16 protein-coding genes, 1 tRNA gene and 2 pseudogenes are annotated in these 18,015 nt (G+C 58.4%); 10 read left to right on the top strand and 9 right to left on the bottom strand.

Going from position 1 to position 18,015, the window contains the following annotated elements; all coding sequences use genetic code 11:
* Both JQM68_RS11360 and JQM68_RS11355 read right to left on the bottom strand, forming a co-directional pair.
* A pseudogene (locus JQM68_RS11360) lies at positions 1–474 on the bottom strand (NADPH-dependent oxidoreductase); the annotation flags it as partial.
* A gap of 12 nt (positions 475–486) precedes the next feature.
* On the bottom strand, positions 487–1,671 hold the full coding sequence (locus tag JQM68_RS11355) for a Rossmann-fold NAD(P)-binding domain-containing protein (protein WP_235223116.1): 1,185 nt from the start codon (positions 1,669–1,671) through the stop codon (positions 487–489).
* Positions 1,672–1,807: 136 nt separating this feature from the next.
* Here JQM68_RS11355 and JQM68_RS11350 point away from each other — a divergent pair, with 136 nt between their 5' ends.
* The gene (locus JQM68_RS11350; RefSeq protein ID WP_235223115.1) at positions 1,808–1,999 is read left to right on the top strand and encodes a hypothetical protein; all 192 of its coding nucleotides are present in this window, start codon (positions 1,808–1,810) and stop codon (positions 1,997–1,999) included.
* A gap of 35 nt (positions 2,000–2,034) precedes the next feature.
* On the opposite strand, the gene JQM68_RS11345 is transcribed toward JQM68_RS11350, so the two are convergent.
* Positions 2,035–3,567 carry an O-antigen ligase family protein gene (locus tag JQM68_RS11345; RefSeq protein WP_235223114.1) on the bottom strand — a complete coding sequence of 511 codons (1,533 nt, stop codon included), beginning with the start codon at positions 3,565–3,567 and terminating at the stop codon, positions 2,035–2,037.
* Positions 3,568–3,586: 19 nt separating this feature from the next.
* Positions 3,587–4,687: a glycosyltransferase family 4 protein gene (locus tag JQM68_RS11340; protein ID WP_235223113.1), complete on the bottom strand. Its 1,101-nt coding sequence runs from the start codon at positions 4,685–4,687 to the stop codon at positions 3,587–3,589.
* Between the two features lie 153 nt (positions 4,688–4,840).
* Here JQM68_RS11340 and JQM68_RS11335 point away from each other — a divergent pair, with 153 nt between their 5' ends.
* The 4 genes and pseudogenes from JQM68_RS11335 to JQM68_RS11320 form a co-directional block, all read left to right on the top strand.
* Positions 4,841–5,953, top strand: a complete 1,113-nt coding sequence (locus JQM68_RS11335; RefSeq protein WP_235223112.1) for a polysaccharide pyruvyl transferase family protein — start codon at positions 4,841–4,843, stop codon at positions 5,951–5,953.
* A gap of 381 nt (positions 5,954–6,334) precedes the next feature.
* Positions 6,335–6,409 (top strand) — tRNA-Pro (locus JQM68_RS11330).
* 242 nt (positions 6,410–6,651) lie between these two features.
* On the top strand, positions 6,652–6,789 hold the full coding sequence (locus JQM68_RS11325; protein WP_235223111.1) for a hypothetical protein: 138 nt from the start codon (positions 6,652–6,654) through the stop codon (positions 6,787–6,789).
* 225 nt (positions 6,790–7,014) lie between these two features.
* A pseudogene (locus JQM68_RS11320) lies at positions 7,015–7,383 on the top strand (DUF4352 domain-containing protein); the annotation flags it as partial.
* Positions 7,384–7,534: 151 nt separating this feature from the next.
* Here JQM68_RS11320 and JQM68_RS11315 read toward each other — a convergent pair.
* Positions 7,535–8,356, bottom strand: a complete 822-nt coding sequence (locus JQM68_RS11315) for an SWIM zinc finger family protein (RefSeq protein WP_235223110.1) — start codon at positions 8,354–8,356, stop codon at positions 7,535–7,537.
* 311 nt (positions 8,357–8,667) lie between these two features.
* Between JQM68_RS11315 and JQM68_RS11310 the strand changes: the two genes are divergently transcribed.
* A complete protein-coding gene (locus JQM68_RS11310; RefSeq protein WP_235223109.1) occupies positions 8,668–11,277 on the top strand; it encodes a hybrid sensor histidine kinase/response regulator in 2,610 nt (869 codons plus the stop codon).
* A 614-nt stretch (positions 11,278–11,891) separates the two neighbouring features.
* Here the strand turns inward: JQM68_RS11310 and JQM68_RS11305 are convergent.
* The gene (locus tag JQM68_RS11305; protein WP_235223108.1) at positions 11,892–12,902 is read right to left on the bottom strand and encodes a helix-turn-helix transcriptional regulator; all 1,011 of its coding nucleotides are present in this window, start codon (positions 12,900–12,902) and stop codon (positions 11,892–11,894) included.
* Between the two features lie 235 nt (positions 12,903–13,137).
* On the opposite strand from JQM68_RS11305, the gene JQM68_RS13795 reads away from it, so the two are divergent.
* The 4 genes from JQM68_RS13795 (at position 13,138) to JQM68_RS11290 (ending at position 14,937) form a co-directional block, all read left to right on the top strand.
* A complete protein-coding gene (locus tag JQM68_RS13795) occupies positions 13,138–13,269 on the top strand; it encodes a hypothetical protein (RefSeq protein ID WP_268821498.1) in 132 nt (43 codons plus the stop codon).
* A gap of 108 nt (positions 13,270–13,377) precedes the next feature.
* The gene (locus JQM68_RS11300) at positions 13,378–13,773 is read left to right on the top strand and encodes a DUF5655 domain-containing protein (RefSeq protein ID WP_235223107.1); all 396 of its coding nucleotides are present in this window, start codon (positions 13,378–13,380) and stop codon (positions 13,771–13,773) included.
* 66 nt (positions 13,774–13,839) lie between these two features.
* A complete protein-coding gene (locus JQM68_RS11295) occupies positions 13,840–14,451 on the top strand; it encodes a GNAT family N-acetyltransferase (RefSeq protein ID WP_235223106.1) in 612 nt (203 codons plus the stop codon).
* Positions 14,452–14,487: 36 nt separating this feature from the next.
* Positions 14,488–14,937, top strand: a complete 450-nt coding sequence (locus tag JQM68_RS11290) for a GAF domain-containing protein (RefSeq protein ID WP_235223105.1) — start codon at positions 14,488–14,490, stop codon at positions 14,935–14,937.
* Between the two features lie 81 nt (positions 14,938–15,018).
* Here the strand turns inward: JQM68_RS11290 and JQM68_RS11285 are convergent, their stop codons facing one another.
* The 3 genes from JQM68_RS11285 to JQM68_RS11275 all read right to left on the bottom strand — a co-directional run bounded on the left by JQM68_RS11285 (position 15,019) and on the right by JQM68_RS11275 (position 17,690).
* Positions 15,019–15,363, bottom strand: a complete 345-nt coding sequence (locus JQM68_RS11285) for a hypothetical protein (protein WP_235223104.1) — start codon at positions 15,361–15,363, stop codon at positions 15,019–15,021.
* Complete coding sequence (locus JQM68_RS11280; RefSeq protein WP_235223103.1) at positions 15,360–15,713, bottom strand: PqqD family protein; 354 nt, start codon at positions 15,711–15,713, stop codon at positions 15,360–15,362. Before JQM68_RS11280 ends, JQM68_RS11285 begins: the two co-directional genes overlap by 4 nt.
* Positions 15,714–15,794: 81 nt before the next feature.
* Complete coding sequence (locus JQM68_RS11275) at positions 15,795–17,690, bottom strand: OPT family oligopeptide transporter (RefSeq protein ID WP_235223102.1); 1,896 nt, start codon at positions 17,688–17,690, stop codon at positions 15,795–15,797.
* Between the last annotated feature and the right edge of the window lie 325 nt (positions 17,691–18,015).

Below are 18,015 nucleotides of genomic sequence, written 5' to 3'. Positions count from 1 at the left end.
GGGGCGACGGGGCGGGGCGAAGTCCAGCACCCGGTCGACCAGGTCCGCGGCGGCAAGGTGGTAGGCTTCTTCCAGAGAACAGCCCGCGTTTTTCGCCTGTACGGTGAAATTCCGCAGGTCTCCGGTGGCCTCCACCAGGGGACGGCCCGGAAAGGCGCAGCCCGCCCTGCTGGCGGAGAGCACCAGCTCCCGGCCCACGGCTTTTGTATACAGGTCGCCGGGGCCGTCCACCAGCACGCCGCCCACGCTGCCGTCCAGACAGCCGGGGTGGGTGCGCAGGTATGCCAGCAGGTCGTAGTACCCGTGGTTCACGCCGCTTTCGTCCAGCGGGACGGCGAACAGGATGGGCCGGTTTTGCAGGGACTCAGAGATAGAGGTCACCACCCGGGCGGGATGACCCCGCAGGGCGTGTTCCAGCGTCAGGGCATACCGCTCTGACGCGGTGCCGCCGGGGCAGACAACGGTCAAGCGCATGGCTTCCTCCTTTCAGATGATGGCTTTCAGCAGGGTTTCCGTTTCCAGCAGGCGGGCGAACAGGGCGTCCGGCAGGGGGAGAGTCTCCACCTCCAGTCCCTGAGGCGTGAAGCGGTTCTTCACGCCGAACCACACGTCCCCGAGCGGAACGGAAGAACAGTGCCAGTCCCCCCGCAGGGTCAGCAGCAGCTGCATGGCGCCGGAGGACACCGCGGGGGCCACATAGGGTTTGAAGCCCAGGTCCCGGATGCGGAGGTTGGCGGTTTCCACTTTCTCCGTCAGCTCCCGGGACAGGGCGTCGTCGTAGTGTTCGATGGAGTTGGCGATCACTAAACCTTGGCCGTGGGGGCCGAAGGCGCGGCCCTCGGTGAGGAAGCTGGCGAAACGGGGGTTTTGCTTTGCAAAGTAGGCAGCGCGGGCGTTCATCACCCCCAGGCCGAAGCCCTGCACCTGCTCCGGCAGGAGGCCCCGGTGGTCCAGCGTGCCGTCCGGGGCGGCGTTGGAGGCCAGCCACGCCGCCTTGCACAGCGGGTCTACCGGGTCGGAGAGGACCACGAACAGTCCGCCGAACCGGGCTTCCCGGGCCTGCTTTGCGAAATGCTCCGCCAGGGGACGGTTTGCGGCAAACTGGGCCATGCGGACATCCTGCACGATGCTGCCCACCGCCGGGATGGCCTTGGTGGCGGCAAAGATGAACACGTCGCAGTCAAAAAGCTGGTTTTCCGGGATGGCTTCCACTTCCGGGAGGGCACCGTAGTCCCAGGGCCAGGCGACCTGGCCCATCTCCGTGACCCACCGGGCCACGGTGTTTTCGTTCAGGTCCCGGATGCCGATGGCGGAGATGCAGTCGCCGCCCAGCAGCTTCAGGGCGGTGAGCAAAGTGCCGCCCACATCCCCAACCGCCAGCAGGTGCACCCGCTTTTTTCCGGGCTTCGGGGCGGTGAAAGCCAGGGCGTCCTGCCACCGGGGATGGCGGAGGTTGACCGCCGTCAGGGGGCGGTCCAGGGCGGGGCCGTCCGTCAGCCAGCGGACGTCCGCCGGGTCCGTCAGGTGGTGAGACCGGGTGGCCCGGAACACCGCGGGGCCGCCCTCCCGCTCCGTCAGGAACAGGGCGGGCGTACCGGGTTCCGCCGTTTCAAAGGGCAGATCCGGCAGGGCGGATACAGCCAAATCGTTTTCGACACGGTAAAAGTACATGGGAGATACCCCCTTTTTTACAATTATATCATTGCGGGCGGCGGTTTGAAAGAGCCTGCGCAAAACAGGACAAAAAACGGCGGTTTCACGGTTGCTTCGACAGGAATCGGGCAAGCTATGGCCGGAGGTGAATGGAATGAAGCATCCGGGATTATCCGGTTATCTCTGCCTGTCTGATATGCTGGACCAGGACCTGTCGGCCTATGAATACTTTCAGGGCCTGCCGCCTGAGGTGCGGCAGGCCCTGAAACGGGAGGACAATATTACGACCTTTGACGAGCTCCAGGCCCGCGCCGCCAACCTGCGGGACAGCGGGCTGATCGGTTAAGGGAAAAGCGCGGAGAGCCCCTCCGCGCCTTTCTATCAGGCGGCCTTTTCCTGATGGCCCAGCTTCACACAGGCCATGATGACGCCGAACAGGAACCAGTAGGTGAACATATTCCGGGGATAGAACCAGGTGTACTCCGCCAGACTGATGACCAGAATGCCGCAGAAGGCGGCCACAGCGCCGGCCAGCACATAGCGCAGGCGCTTGTTCCTGGAACCGTAGAAGGTCTTGACGCCGGATTTTAGCGTGTACAGCAGCAGAGTCAGGAACGCGGCGAAGCCCGCGATGCCCGTCTCACACCACATTTGCAGGTAGTTGTTATGGGTGTGGGTGGGGGAGTTGCCGTCAAACATGGTGGGGTAGGCGGCAAAGGCCTTTTTCAGCACGTCGGTGCCCAGGCCCACGCCCCGGACCCAGTAGTCCTTCATCAGGTTGGCGGTGGCCTCGTAGATGGCGAAGCGGTACTGGGTGGAGGAGTCCTTCGTGTTGCCGATGGTGAGGATGCGGTTGTAGATGGTGGCGGGCAGGAAGGGGATGGCGCACACGCCCAGCACCAGCATCACCGGCACCAGCTTCCAGTTCACCAGGGCGATGAACACGCAGGCTGCCAGCGCCAGGCCGATCCATCCAGAGCGGGAATAGGTCTCGCCGATGGAGACGATGCAGGGCACCAGCACCACCAGGCAGGCCAGACGGCCCTTCCAGCTTTTGGCGCTGAACAGCAGGCCCACATCCAGGGGGATCAGCATGACCAGCAGCTCGGCAAAGTTGTTGGCGTTGTCAAACAGGGAGTAGACCCGGCCGGGCATTCCCTCGTTCAGCTTCATGTCCTGGAGGGAGGCCACCACCTCCACGCCCACATAGCCCTGGTAGCAGCCGTAAACGGCGGCCACGGTGATGCCCGCCACGGCCAGGCCGATGACCACGCGGAGCTGGTCCAGATGCTCCACGGAATTGACGGCCATCAGCGCCAGCAGGAACGCGGCGGCGTGGAACAGGAAGAAGCGGATGGACAGGGAGGTGGACAGGCTGCACACCAGCGCGTAGAAGATGCACAGCAGGTAGAGCAGCATGTAGGGGCCGAACACATCCACGTTCAGGCTGCGCTCCGGCTTGGCGGCACAGCCCAGGATGAACAGCGCGGTCACCGCCACAGCCCCCAGAAAGCCGTAGGCATTGTTCCAAAGGCTGTGGGGGGCCACCAGCATCACCAGCATAAAAAGGCCCAGGAACACAAACGAGAGGCCGCCCCAGGCGGTGAGACCCCGGAGGATGAAGCTGCCGTCCCACAGGCTTTCAAAGGTCTTGTGGAGCCACCGGACAAGGGCACAGGGCAGGTTCAAAACCCAGGTAAACAGGCGGCGGAACAGGCTGTCCTGCCACTGGCGGGGCAGGGTGCCCTCCCGCCAGACAAAGTCGCAGAGGACGCTGGCGCCGACCTTGGCCTGTATCCAGCGGCCGATGTTCAGACAGACCTGCCGGGTAGAGCTTTCCTCCCACAGGGCGGAAAAGCGCTGCCGGAGAGACAGCAGCAGGCAGCAGATAAAACTGTTTTGAATCATTGTCATGGAGTTCTCCTATCTTGTGTCAGCGGGACAGGGCGGCCCGGTAGGCGTCCAGGGTCTTGTCCATCCAGCCGTGGATCTCGAATTTTTCTTGGATGGCCCGGAGGGCGTTTTTGCGGCACTGCTCCCGGAAGGGCTTGTCCTCCATCATGCGGCGGATGGCCTCCGCCATGGCGTCCGGGTCGCCGTAGGGCACCAGCAGGCCGTCCCCGGCATCGTCGTTTACGATGTCGCTGTTGCCGCCCACATCGGTAGCCACCACGGGAAGGCCCGAGGCCATGGCCTCGATGAGGAAGAAGGACAATGCCTCCTGCTGGGAGGGGCAGACGCACAGGTCGGCGCCCTTGTATAGATTTTTCATGTCCTGACGAAAGCCCAGGAAAGCGACGCGGTCCTCCAGCCCCAGGTCCCTGACCTGCTGCTTGACGGGCTCCAGCAGGGGGCCGTCTCCCGCCAGCGCCAGGGTGAAGGGGAGGGCTGTGCGCCCTTTCAGCAGGGCCATGGCGTCGATGAGGGGGGCGTGGCCCTTGCCCTCCACGAACCGGGCGGCATAGAGCAGGACAAAGCAGCCGCCGTCCACGCCGATTTCCGACCGCAGGGTGGATTCGGCGGGGCCGCCCGCCCAGGCGGCGGCGTCCACGGCGTTGAAGATCACCCGGACGCGGTCACCGCTCCAGCCGTTGGCGATGAGCTGCTCCCGGCCCTTGGTGCACACCGCCAGCATCATGTCCTGCCGCCTGTCCAGCAGGCGGTTGGTCAGCCGGGTCACGGCGTTGTTGCTCTGGAGGATGTGGTGGGTGTAGACCACCCGAATATGGGCGTTATATTGTTTAGCCAGCAGGGCGGTGTAGTGCTCCCGCAGGAATTGGCAGTGGACCAGGTCGATGTCCCACTCCCGGCACAGCGATGCCAGCTCCCGGGCCGCCCGGAAGTCGAACCGGCGGCGCATCTCCACGCGGCGGCAGGGAACGCCCAGAGATTGCAGCTTTTCCACCAGCGGGCCGTCCTGGTTGTAGGCGAAAAAGGCTTCGATATGGGTGCCGTTCAGGTAGCGGACCAGCGTTTCCACGTACCGCTCCGTGCCGCCCTTTCCGGCGAAATTCAAGAGATAGAGGACCTTCATCCCGGAAGGCTCCTTCCTTATGGATTCTAAATGTCATACTCATTCCATCATAGTTTACCGTTCCGACCCGGATTTGTCAACCGGGCTTGAAGCGGCAGGGGAAAGTGTAGTATAATCAGTCAAAACGATTTTGACCGAGGATGTGAGCCTTTTATGCATACAGGACTGATCACCTTCCATTTTGCCCACCACTACGGCGCCCAGCTCCAGGCCTACGCCACCATGCGGGCCATCCAGGAGCTGGGGCATGACTGCCAGGTCATCGACTTCCGCCTGCCCCATACGACCCAGTCCAGCGCCCTGTTCCAGAAGCCCAATTCCGTCCGGGCGCTGGCCTCCAACGTCCACACGGCCCTCCACTACGGGCCGATGAAGCGGCGGTATGACCGCTTTGAGGCTTTTGTGGCGGAGCAGATGGCGCTGAGCCCCCGGCGGTATACTTCCGTTGAGGAGCTGCGGCGGGACCCGCCTGCCTATGACGTCTATGTGGCGGGCAGCGATCAGATCTGGAATCCCTATATCTATGCGGATAAGCAGTTTGAGCCCGCTTTCCTGCTGGACTTCGTCCGGGAGGGGCGGAAGATCGCCTATGCGCCCAGCCTGGGCGTGTCCTCGCTGCCCCAGCCCTATGACGGGCAGCTGCGGGACTATCTAGCGTCGTTTGCCGCCCTGTCCGCCCGGGAGAGCCGGGGCAAGGAACTGCTGGAGAACATTACAGGCAAGGAAGTTCAGCTGGTGCTGGACCCCACGCTGCTGCTGACCGGGGAGCAGTGGGGCGAACTGGCGGCGGAGCCTGACCGGAAAGAACCCTATATTCTCTGCTACTTCATCTCCGACCCTGGCGAGGTGGGGCAGCGGGCCCGGGAGCTCCATGAGCGTACCGGCTGGCCTATTGTGCAGCTGGCGGGCATCCGCCGCGCCCTGCCGGGAGCGGAGACCGTGGTGTTCGATGCGGGCCCACGGGAATTTTTGGGGCTGTTCCGGAATGCCGCCTGCGTCTGTACGAACTCCTTCCACGGGTCAGTGTTTTCCATGCAGTTTGACCGGCCCTTTTTCACCGCCATGTCGCCCAAGGAGAAGGCGGAGCCGGCCTACTCCCGCATTTACAGCCTGCTGTCCCGGCTGGGCTGCGCGGACCGGATCGTGGGGATGCCGGACACCGCGGCGGCGGACGCAGAGATGGACTATGGGGCCATCCATCAGAAGCTGGCGGAAGCGCGGGCGGAGTCGGCGGGATATTTGAGGAGAGCGATTGAAAGCGCTTGACGGACTGATTTTTTGATGTGAGGCGCAGGGTGGAAAGTCTTTCCGCCCTGCGCCAGAAATACCTTGACTTTGCCGTGTAAATCGGTAAAATAAGAAAGAACATGTGAGTTAAGCATCGCGTATAGTTGGCAGTATATTATTAAAAAACGAGTCAATAGCCGGGATTAGCGCAGTTGGTAGCGCGGGTGGTTTGGGAGCGTTGTGGATTTCATCCACGATGGATACAGTCAAAGCCCGGAACCCCTTGCAACACGGGCATTTGCGGGATTTTTCCGGGCAGCAAAACCGGGCCAAAAACCGCTTTGACCACATAAATGACTACAGACAGGAAAAACTTTGATTTTCGCCCTGACCGTGGTATAATAACTCAAAACTGAATATCCGGGTGTAGCCTATCGGTTAGGCACTTGGTTTGGGACCAAGGTCAGGCTGGTTCGACTCCAGTCACTCGGACCAAAAGTCTCTGAAATCGTTGATTTCAGAGACTTTTTCTTTGCTTATTGCGGTGCAAAATGTGAGGAGGATTGTACTGCTTTTTACAAAATATTGAAATTTGTATCAAGTTGCATTATAATAAATTAACGGTAGGCCTTTGTGACACCAAGGCAACCGTGTGGATTTATATCCATGCGGTTTTTTGCCTATTCATTATATTTTATGAGTGCAACTCATGTGCTTATGGCAAGGAGAGTGAATCCATGGCTGGCAATACTCATGTCCCTGACAAGTTGGAAGGCTATATGCTACAGGTCCGTCATGCCTTGTTTGAACTAATTTCTGTAGACGATCGCATTGTCAGTGTTGAAGCCTATGATGATGTTGCGATCGAAACTTGACTGAAAAAGAAGTGGAATTTATAGAGAGTAAAGTAAAGGAGATGGAATAACAGGGCTGTAAAAATGCAATCTTTTACAAAAGCTGTACGGATGATCGGCGGTGATTACAGTGGAGAGATATACAGATAACGGCTTGTTCGGCTATATAAAAAAGTCAGTGGACAGCGGCGTGAAAACAGATTTTAAATTTTATGATATTGAAAAAAGTTTTCTCTTGGCCGGGAAGCGGAACTGGCCACTATCAAAGTCCGTATCACCGGATGCGAGGAAAGGAACGAACTGACTGCGGAATACATGGTGCCGGAGACGGCTCAGGACGGCACGAAGTTTGTCGTCTTCTCCGTCGTGATCGAGAACATCACCAAGGACACCCTGAATTTCTACAATGACCTGACAGACAGCCAGGGAAGGAAGTACGACCCGTACGCCGATGCTTTTTGGTACTTTGACGAGAACTTCTGCTATACGGATCTGGCGCCCAACACCGCAAAACGCGGCGTTTTCGTCTACAATGTGCCCACGGACTCCGCGGACTACTACCTGTCCGTCCTGAAAGCCGGCACCGATGACGGCTATCGCCTGTACGCAAAGTAATGACCCAAGGCAGGAGCCTCTCCGTTCAGCTCACATCCTACCTGCACAGCCGGGCCGCTGCCGTCAGAGGCGGCGGCCCGGCTGCGCTTATTGCGGCGAAAGCAAGGCAGCGGCCCTTCCTGCATGAAGCAGGAGAGGGCCGCTGTTAGGATCATCCAAGGAGCATGCTGCCGGTTTCTTTCCCATCCACCACCATGCTCATGAGAGTGCCTTTGGCAACCGCGGCGAAGTAATTGCTTGCCTTATACGGCGCCTCGTAGTGCTTCGCGATCAGCTCCAGCGTTTCCCGGAGCTGAAGCATGGCGGCGAACTCATGCTTGCAGGGGTAGCTGCAAAAGCAGCTGCAGGTGAGATTCCGAATTTCACCGTTCTGATATTCAAATTCCAGCTCATAGGTCTGAGAGCCTTCCGCAGCGGCGCGGCCCTTTGTGCCATCGAGACAGATGTACCGCACGCGGTTTTCCATGTAATAGCCGTGGCCGCGCTCCGCGATCTCGCGGCTGATCTTCATGGCAGAGAGGTCATTCAGATCGAAACCGGAATCATCGCTGCCGGAAACGTAGAGGTCATCCTCCTGATCCGGCGCCTTGAACCAGGAGATGAACTTGGCATATGGCAATACTGTGGGGTCAAATGTAATGAAATGAGACCCGGCGAAAAAGAATTCGCCCCTGACCTCCGTATCCGCCACACTGATCACGCGCTTGTAGTCGGACAGCTTGATTTTAAAATTGTAGGTGACGTCCACCACGCGGCCGCGCAGCCCTTCCAGCTTTCCCTCCACAAACACGATGTCTCCGACCTTCAGGTCGAACAGATCGTTATAGTATGAGAGGGTCATATTCCGTGCGGGAAAATGAACGCGGACAACGGACTTCACCGGCTCGCCTTTTCCGCCGGCCGCTGCCGCCGCCGGGGACGCTTTGGGAGCGGTTTCATCCAAACACGAAGAAAAACCAATACGACGGAACATGGCGATCCCTCCTTCAAACAGATTCATCGATACTTTCCGGTCAGCGCGAAAATAACGCTGAGAGGCAGATAGAGAACAGCAAAAACAACAGCACCCAGCATACCGAAACCCTCCTAATCTCTTGATGGTATCAGTATAGAACAAAGCCTGTCCCATAAAACGGACAGAGACCGCGGGAAGATCAATAACATGGTTATTTGAGATGAGGAAACCTTGACGAAACAAAAGAGGTATGTTAGCGTTAAGTCATGGACAAAAATTGTTGGCGGGGATCCCAAACCTGATTTTAAATTTGGAAGTGAATCCATTTTATGCGAGAAAACCGGACTTTTTGGAAACGAACCATTCCAGTCTGCATTCTCCTGGTCTGCATCATCGCAAGTTTTGCGGCTTACCTGAACACGAACCGCCGCATGACGGTAGACCGAAATGCTAAATATGTGGAGGATGCGGCGAATCAGACGGCCAAGCGGATCGGAGACCTGCTCGTCGGAGCGGAGAACAGCATCAGTGCCATCGCGCACCTGTACGGACAGACGATGGACCCTGACCGGATCGACACGGAAACCCTGCAGAAACTGGTGGATGACACACCTTTCGATTATATCGGAATCGTGGGCACTGACGGCATTTACACCGACAACAACGGAAAACAGGCGCAAGTGTCAGACCGATATTATTTTCAGGACGGAATGGAAGGCCATTCCGGGATGGATATTATCTTCAACGGCCGGATCGCCCATGAAAATCTGATGATCTTTTACGCCCCACTGTGGTTTGACGGAGAGGTCGTGGGCGTTCTCACAGGACGCTATGGCGAGTATCAGATGCGGGAGATCATTGCCGCCACCTATTTCGAGGAGCCGGCCGAGACGTATTTGTGTCTTGCTGACGGGACGGTATTTTCCAGTTCAAACGATCAGGAGCCGCCGGAGAATATCATTACCGCCCTGCGCGAAACAGAGGGCGCGGATCAGAAAACCGTGGCGGCATTGGCGGATGCGCTGGAGAACGGAAGCTCCGAAAGCCTGACCTATACAAGCGATCAGGGCTCCAACGCGGCGTATGTAACGAAACTGCCGGGGAAAGACTGGATGCTGCTGCAGGTTTTCCCGATCAAAGTTACCAACTCCATGCTGTATGAGTCCAACGCCGTTGCCATGTATCTAGAGCTGTGGCTGATCCTGCTGTTCGTGGGATATATTCTGATCCTGGTCATGGAAAACCGGCGGCAGAAGGCAAAGCTGGCCATGGAAAAGCAGGAGATGCGGGACATTGTTGACAGCACCTCACAGCTGTTCAGCAGTTTTGTCCTGGCCGACCTGAAAAACGATTCCTATGAATATTTGAAACGCGATATCCGGGAAGGGGGAGAAGCTGGTGACGCTGGCTCCGGGGAGGCACTTCCGCGGAAGGGTACTTATTCTCAGCTCCGGAATTATTGGGATGCCCGCATAGATTGGGAAAATGAGGATTTGCAGGATTCGCTGACGATCAGCTCCATCCAGACTGACCTGACGGAGGACACGCCTTATCTCCAGTATGAGTATCGGGTTCAGGAGGACGGCGTGCGCTGGAGACAAATCTCTGTGCTGTGCCTGAAGCGGGAAAACGGCGTGCCTGTCTCTGTGCTGATGGCAGTGCAGGATGTGACGGAACTGAAAGAAGCGGAATTGAAAAACCGGATGGCGATAGAGGAGGCTTACCGGGCGGCGAAAGCGGCCAACGAAGCCAAAACCACGTTCCTTTCCAACATGAGCCACGATATGCGTACCCCCATGAACGCGATTATTGGCTTTTCGACGCTGCTGGACCGGGATGCCGCGCAGCCGGATAAGGTACGGGAGTACAGCCGGAAGATCACCGCATCCGGACAGCATTTGCTGAGGCTGATCAATGATATGCTGGACATGTCCAAGATCGAAAGCGGTCAAAATACACTGAACATCGCAGAGTTCAGCCTGACAGAACTGCTGGAAGACCTGAACGCGGTGACACAGCCCCAGACCCGGGAGAAGAAACAGTCTTTGGATGTCAAAGTCTGCGGCGTGAAGGGAGAACGCTTCCTGGGCGACAGGCTGCGGCTGAGTCAGATCCTGCTGAATCTGCTGTCCAACGCGGTCAAGTACACACCGGAAGGCGGACATATCGAACTGACCATCCTCGGCCTGCCCGAGACCTCCAGGGGCTATGCCCATCTGCGTTTCCAGGTGCGGGACAACGGCATCGGCATCAGCCCGGAATTTGTGAAGCATATCTTTGACCCCTTTACCCGGGAAAATGACAGTACCGCCAGCGGCATCCTCGGCACCGGCCTGGGCATGGCTATTACCAAGAACCTTGTGGACCTGATGGGCGGCACGATCTGCGTGGAGAGCACCCCGGGAGAGGGCAGCACCTTTAGAGTGGAACTCGAACTGCGATACGGAGCGCAGGCGGAGGAAACCGGCCGGCAGAGAGAGGGCGCTCTTCCGGCCCCCAACATGAATACGCTGGAAGGCCTGCGGGTGCTGGTGGCTGAAGACAACGACATCAATGCGGAGATCCTGGAGGAGCTTCTGTCCTATGAGGGAGTGTCCTGCGAACGGACAGTAAACGGGCAGGAGGTCTTGGAGCGGTTCCAGCAAGCGCCGCCGGGCTGTTACGATGCGGTGCTGATGGATATCCAGATGCCGGTGATGAACGGCTATGAGGCCACCAGGGCCATTCGGAAGCTGGACCGCCCTGACGCGGGGATGATCCCGATCGTGGCCATGACCGCCAACGCCTTTGCGGAGGATGTTCAAAACGCGATGGAGGCGGGTATGAGCGCTCATATCGCAAAGCCCATCGACATGGCGGTGCTGAAGGATGTTTTGAAGAAGCTGATCCATTCCACCGGCAGGACCGAAAGAAGCGATCCGGAGCCGGAACGCCAATGAAATGAGGAATTTTTACCGCATCCGTATTTTGACAGTGATTTTAAGGGCAAGTAAAAAATGGGGATAGCGGCAAAAAATAGTGAAGCCGGGGCAGGTATCCTGCCTCGGCTTCTTTTTGGCGGAGCGGCGCGCCCGTATGGATGCGATGCTTCGGAGTTTGCTTTTGCGGTCATGGCAGAACAGAGCGCATCGGGAACGAAGCGGCGCCCGGAGATCATGCGGCTCGCCGTGTTCTGCAGCATATAACCGCCAAGGGTACAGCCGAGGACCAGATATGGAATGGAAAGCCAGACGGATGGCACAGCGCCTGCCATGCTGCTCCCGCGGTCCCATACAAAGCGCATATGGCAGCGAACAGGGCGGAGGCGGCCGTTTGGAATATCGTTATGACCATGGGCTCTGCCTGCTGCAGGAATCGCTTCAGGGATATGACGCCTCCGGCGGAAAGCAGAGCGCAGCCAAGTGCCGGCGGCTCTCCCGAATCAAAGCCTGACATCTTGCCGCAGCCGCACAGAAGATACAGACCGCCGCAATGCGCGATGACCGCAAGAGCAGCGGGAATGGAGTGAGGGTGATAAGCGCCGGAAGATGCGCGCGGAACTGGGTCAGAAGGCTTACCTCTGCGGCTCCGGACGCTGTCCGTACTGACCGGCCACTGCGCAGATGTGGTCCTTCATGGCTTCGACAACGTGGCCGGGACCGATGACCTGTGCGCTGGTACCGAAGCCGGTCACCCATGCGAAGAACTGCGGACTGACGATCACATCCGTCCGGACGGTGAAGTGGTCCGGGCCGTCCGGGACGATAAAGACGTCCCGCCCCAGCCGGTCCAGAACGGCGCCGACCAGGTGGTTTTCAAACCGGAGGACCACATGCTCCTCTTTGCCGGTGAACATGCCGAAGGTTTTCCGGGCATAGATGGCCATGTCCAGCGCTTGATAGGCCTCCAGACCGTCGCGATCTTCCTCCAGAATGGAGATCTTCTCCATCTTATCCACACGGTAGTGTTTGATCATGGCGGCGTCCGAGTCGTAGGCGACCATGTAGTAATTCTCATCGTCCCAGGTCAGGGCGAAGGGACTGACAACGTAATACGCCCCGTTTCTGCGGTACTGGCGTTCCTTTTGGACGTTGTACTCGAAGTAGAGAAAGCGGATCTTCTTGTTTTTCGAGATGCCGTTGTGGATCTCGTCCACGTTGTAGTAGATGGACTCATTCATGGTCTTGATGCGGTTTTTCACGAACACCTGACGGTTCAAGAGCTGGGCCTCATGGATACTGGCCAGCGTTTCAATTTTTTTGATCAGTGCGGCCGTTTTCTTGTGGGTGATGAATTTGGAGGACTGGACGCTGTCCACCAGCAGTTTCAGCTCCGGAAGCTCAAAAGTCCGGTGGGCAATGTAGTATCCGCAGGAGCGGCCGGAGCCGGACTGCACGATGTCCAGCCCGAAATACTGGAGGGCTTCAATGTCGCTGTAAATGCTCTTGCGCTCGGCGGAAATGCCCTGAGAATCCAGATAGCTGATGATTTGATTGACGGTAACGGGGTGATCCTCGTCGGTGTTCTGCAGAAGATAATTCATGATATAGAGCGGCTTGAGTTTCTGATAAGAAGAACGGGCCATACGTTTGCAGTCCTTTCTGTGCCGGCACATGGCGGTGCCTGTCGTTTCCATACTAATCAGTTCCCTGTCCCATTAACAGTACAAGTATAGCAGTATTTTTTCAAATTTGAAACGGCCAGTTTGTTGTTTTCACCTGCGGATGGAAAAGCAGTCCTTGAACTGTCCGGATAATGGGACACCTAAAGCCGTATTCTATGTGCAAGACAAGAGCATCGGTCATAAGGAGGAACAGATGATGGGTCAATTTGAAATTCGGTATGTCATGGGTCATGTTGAGGTATTTGACGCCAACGGCTGCTTTTGCTTCTCGGCAGACAATATGGCGGAGGCCGTGGAGGAGCTTCGCGAAGAGGGACTGGCCGCATAAGAGCGAAAAAGAAACATCAAAACCACCCGGTATGCAGTGAACGCGCAGCATTCTGCCTTTAAAAAGCACCGGCAATATGATAAAATAAAAACGGGAGGTGGGAGCGCCATGAAAACATCTGAACATGATGGAACTGACGTGTTGTTTTTCTTTGACGGAAAGCCGCTGGAGCTGGCGCTGTATGAGACGCTGCTCCGCCGTATGGAAAGGGAGTTCCCGGAGGCGTCCGTCAAGGTGCAGAAAAGCCAGATCAGCTTTTACGGCAGGCATCTCTTCGGGGCTGTGTCGCTGCCGGTGCGCAGAAAGAAAGACTGGCCGGAGCATTGCATCGTGGTGACGGTCGGGCTTCCTTACCGGCTGGAATCGCCGCGGGCGGCGGTGGCTGTGGAACCGTATCCGGGCCGCTGGACCCACCATGTATTGATCTCGGAAGAGGAGCAGATCGACGGAGAATTGCTGGGCTGGCTGAGGGAGGCCTGGGCATTTGCGGAGAGTAAGCGGTGAGCGCGGGAATATCCGCGCTGACATCCGGCACACCGCACTGGATTTGACCGAAAGGGAGTTGGGCATATGAGGATCCGGCTGGAAGAACCGAAAGACTGCAGAGAGGTGGAGAACCTTACCCGGGAGGCGTTCTGGAACAAGTACCGCCCCGGCTGCATGGAGCACTATGTGCTGCATCAGTACAGGGACCGCCCGGAGTTTGTCAGGGAACTGGACTATGTGATCGAGGAAGAGGGGAAGATCGTCGCCCACATCATGTACAGCCGCGCCAGCATCACCGCGGACGACGGACGGACGCTGCCCATTATGATCTTCGGCCCGGTCAGCGTCCTGCCGGAAGAACAGGGAAAGGGCTATGGAAGCAGGCTCATCCGGCACACGCTGGAACTGGCGGAGCAGATGGGCTGCGGCGCTGTGGCGATCACAGGCGATCCGGGCTATTATCACCGCTTTGGCTTTGTCAGCGGCAGCGCGTTGGGCGTCTATTATGACGGCATCCCCCGCACGGAGGAGTCCCCGTTCTTCATGGTGAAGGAATTGAAAAAGGACTTCCTGCGGGGCGTTACCGGCGTTTACAGGGACCCGGAGGGATATTTTCTGGAAGACGCCGATGTAGAGGCTTTTGACGCCGGCTTTCCGCCCAAGGAAAAGAAAAAGCTGCCGGGGCAGCTGGTGTGAGAAGCGCGCGGTAAGAGCAGGAAATGAGGGCTTATGATGACGGATTATACACGGCTGAATGAACAATTGGCGGCACTGGTCCACGGAGTGCCCCACCGGATCGCAAACCTCTCCAACGCGGCGGCGCTGCTTTACAACACGCTGCCCGACCTCAACTGGGCGGGATTTTACCTGATGGAAAACGGGCTGCTGGTGCTGGGTCCGTTCCAGGGCAAGCCGGCCTGCATTGAGATCCAGGTGGGACGCGGCGTGTGCGGAACAGCGGCGGCAGAGGACCGGACGCAGCTCGTTTACGACGTTCACCAGTTTCCCGGCCATATCGCCTGTGACAGCGCGTCCAACTCGGAGATCGTTGTCCCCATCCACGGAGACGGCCGGATAGTCGGCGTTCTGGACATCGACAGTCCCCGCGTGGGGCGTTTTACGGAAGAGGACCGTGTGGGACTGGAAGCATTTGTGCGCGTTCTGGAAGCGGAGCTTTGGTGACGCGGAACAACTGAGAAAACGGCGGGAGAAAAGAACCCCCCAGGCTTCACGGGGAAGCCTGGGGGGTCTTTATAGGCGGGATCATTTTTTCAGACGGTAGCCGCCGTCTCCCGCCGGTTCAATATACTGCTGGTCCAGCAGGAATTCGATGACCTGGCCGGCGGCTTTTTTGCCGTCCTGCACCTTCACCCTCCGGCGGGACCAGAAGGGGCCTGCCGTCATGCCGTCGATGAGCTGCGCGGCCTCCGCCTTCGTGACGGTGCCGTGCTTTTTCAGATGCTTCACCACCCGGCTGCCGCAGGCGCTCATCAGGCTCCGCTCCAGGTCCTCTTGCTGGGACATGGACTTTTTCAGGCCCCAGACATAGAGAATTGCGGTGGCGGCGGCGAACAGGGCAATGCCCAGAATGATCTGTCCTGTGCTCATTTCCTGTCCTTTCCGGCGTAGCGGATGAAGCCGTTGTTCCGCAAAATCTGCATATATTTCACCAGCCGGTCATACAGCGGCTCCGCCTTCTGACCGAACTCCGCCTTGACCAGCAGCGCAATATCGCCCACCGTCCGCTGCCCGTCAATGCGCTGGAAAATGAAGCTGCCCATGGCGTCCAGGTCGATGTGGCTGACCCGGGGGCGGTGGAAGAACCTCTGGGCGATCCAGGCGTAAAAGCCCCGGTGGATCATATGGATGGTGACCATGCCGTCCTCTTTCACATCCCAGGTGTTCTTTTCGGAGATGACGGGGATATAATCCAGATAATTTTCCTGTTTTTTGGACATAAATATCCTCCTGCTGTGCAGACTGGGCTATATACCAAAGTATATAGCCCAGTTTTTGATTTGGCAAATCAAATATGCGTTTTACTTTTTGCCGGCCTTCAGGCCCTTGTTGGCAAAGAGCACGATGCTCACCAGCAGCGCGGCAAACAGCACCAGAGCGCCGATGTTGCCCAGGCTGATGACGCCGGACAGGTCCAGGTTGATGCCCAGCACGGCAAACACGGCCAGCAGGATGCCGACCACGCCCTCGCCGGCGATCATGCCGGAGGTATACAGGATACCGGACTGGATGCAGTCGCTCTTGGCCTTCTCGGAGGCATACTTGCGCTTGTCCAGAGCCAGACGGACCAGGCCGCCGGCCATGATGCCCGCGTTCAGGTGAATGGGCAGGTAGATGCCGATGGCGACAGGCAGGACGGGCAGGCCCAGAATTTCAATGGCGATGGCGATGAACACGCCGGTGAACACCAGGGCCCAGGGCAGGTTGCCGCCCATGACGCCCTCAATGACCATTTTCATCATCATGGCCTGGGGCGCGCCCAGCTCCTCGGAGCCAAAGCCCCAGGCGGCGTTCAGCAGGTACAGGATGGCGCCGATGGCGATGGCGGAGACGCACACGCCCACCAGCTCACCGTACTGCTGCTTCCGGGGCGTGGAGCCCAGCAGGAAGCCGGTCTTCAGGTCCTGAGAGGTATCGCCGGCGATAGCGGCGATGATGCAGATGACAGAGCCGATGGCGATGGCCCCCACCATGCCCTCCGCGCCAGCGGAGCCGGTGGCCTTCAGGATAATGGTGGCGATCAGCAGCGTGGCGATGGCCATGCCGGAGACGGGGTTGTTGGAGGAACCGATCAGGCCCACCATCCGGGAGGAGACGGTGGCAAAGAAGAAGCCGAAGATCAGGATGATGAGGGCACCGGTCAGACTGACGGGAATGCCGGGGAACAGCCACATGAGCACGACGACAGCCAGGCACACCGCCAGGACGATCTTCATGGAGATGTCCTGCTCGGTGCGCAGGGTGCCGGTGCCGCCCTTGCCGTAGTCCTTGAAGGCGGCGGCGAAGGTACGGACGATCATGGGCAGGGACTTGATCAGGCTGATGATGCCGCCTGCCGCCAGGGCGCCTGCGCCGATATAGCGGATGAACTTGCTCCACAATGCCCAGGTGCCGCCGGAGGCCCACAGCTCCGCTACGCTGACGTCAGCGGGATAGATGATGAGGTCGCTGCCGAACAGGGCGATCATGGGCATCAGCACGAACCAGGCGATGGTGCTGCCCGCGAACATGTAGGAGGAAATGCGGGGGCCGCAGATGTAGCCTACGCCGGCCAGGGCAGGCAGAACGTCCACGCCGAAGCCGGAGCCCTTATAGGAGGGGATCGTCCAGTCTACCTCGCTGGGGAACAGCTTCAATCCGTCGGCCACGAACTTGTAGGCGGCGGCGATGCCCAGACCGCAGAAAACGGTGGAGGCCTTGGCTCCGCCCTCTTCGCCGGCCATCAGGACCTCGGCGCAGGCGGTGCCCTCGGGATAGCCCAGATTGCCGTGCTCCTTGACGATCAGCGCGCTGCGCAGGGGGATCATCATCAGGACGCCCAGCACGCCGCCGCACAGGGCGATCAGGCCGATGTCGATGAGGGAGGGCATGTCGCACAGGCCGTCAGCAGCCCACATGAACAGGGCGGGCATGGTGAAGATGGCGCCCGCGGCCAGAGACTCACCGGCGGAGCCGATGGTCTGGACCATGTTGTTCTCCAGAATGGAATCCCGCTTGAATATGAAGCGGATCACACCCATGGAGATGACCGCCGCGGGAATGGACGCGGAGACGGTCATGCCGACGCGCAGCCCCAGATACGCGTTGGCTCCGCCGAACACGATGGCCAGCAATGCACCGAGTATGACAGAGAACACGGTGAATTCAGGCATGACCTTGTCCGCCGGAATGTAGGGTTGGAATTTTTTCTCTTCCACGTTTTTTCTCCTCTTTCTTTTTTTCGGCAGTACTTTACCGTACTGCTGTGAAATTGTCCGCAATGGACGCACACAATTGTACATTATACGGTATTATGAAAGACAAGTCAAGGAGCACGGCGGATTTCCCGAAATTCCTTTCTTTCCCGGAGGGAAGGATTGACACCGGCAAAACGGGCTGTTAAAATAAAAACAGCCAAATCCATTCAAAATGTGAGGTGAGATCATGGACGGCAGCAGTAGTTGCAGCATGGGTGCAGACAGAAGAGCTTCAGAGCGTTGGGCGCTGTACGGCTGCGGGTCGTCTGTGTTCTGACGGCGGTTT

It is taken from the genome of Oscillibacter valericigenes, assembly GCF_021531435.1.
Lineage (GTDB): Bacteria > Bacillota > Clostridia > Oscillospirales > Oscillospiraceae > Oscillibacter > Oscillibacter valericigenes_B.
Note: the sequence above shows the minus strand (reverse complement) of the source record. Positions and strands in the feature narration are given on the sequence as shown.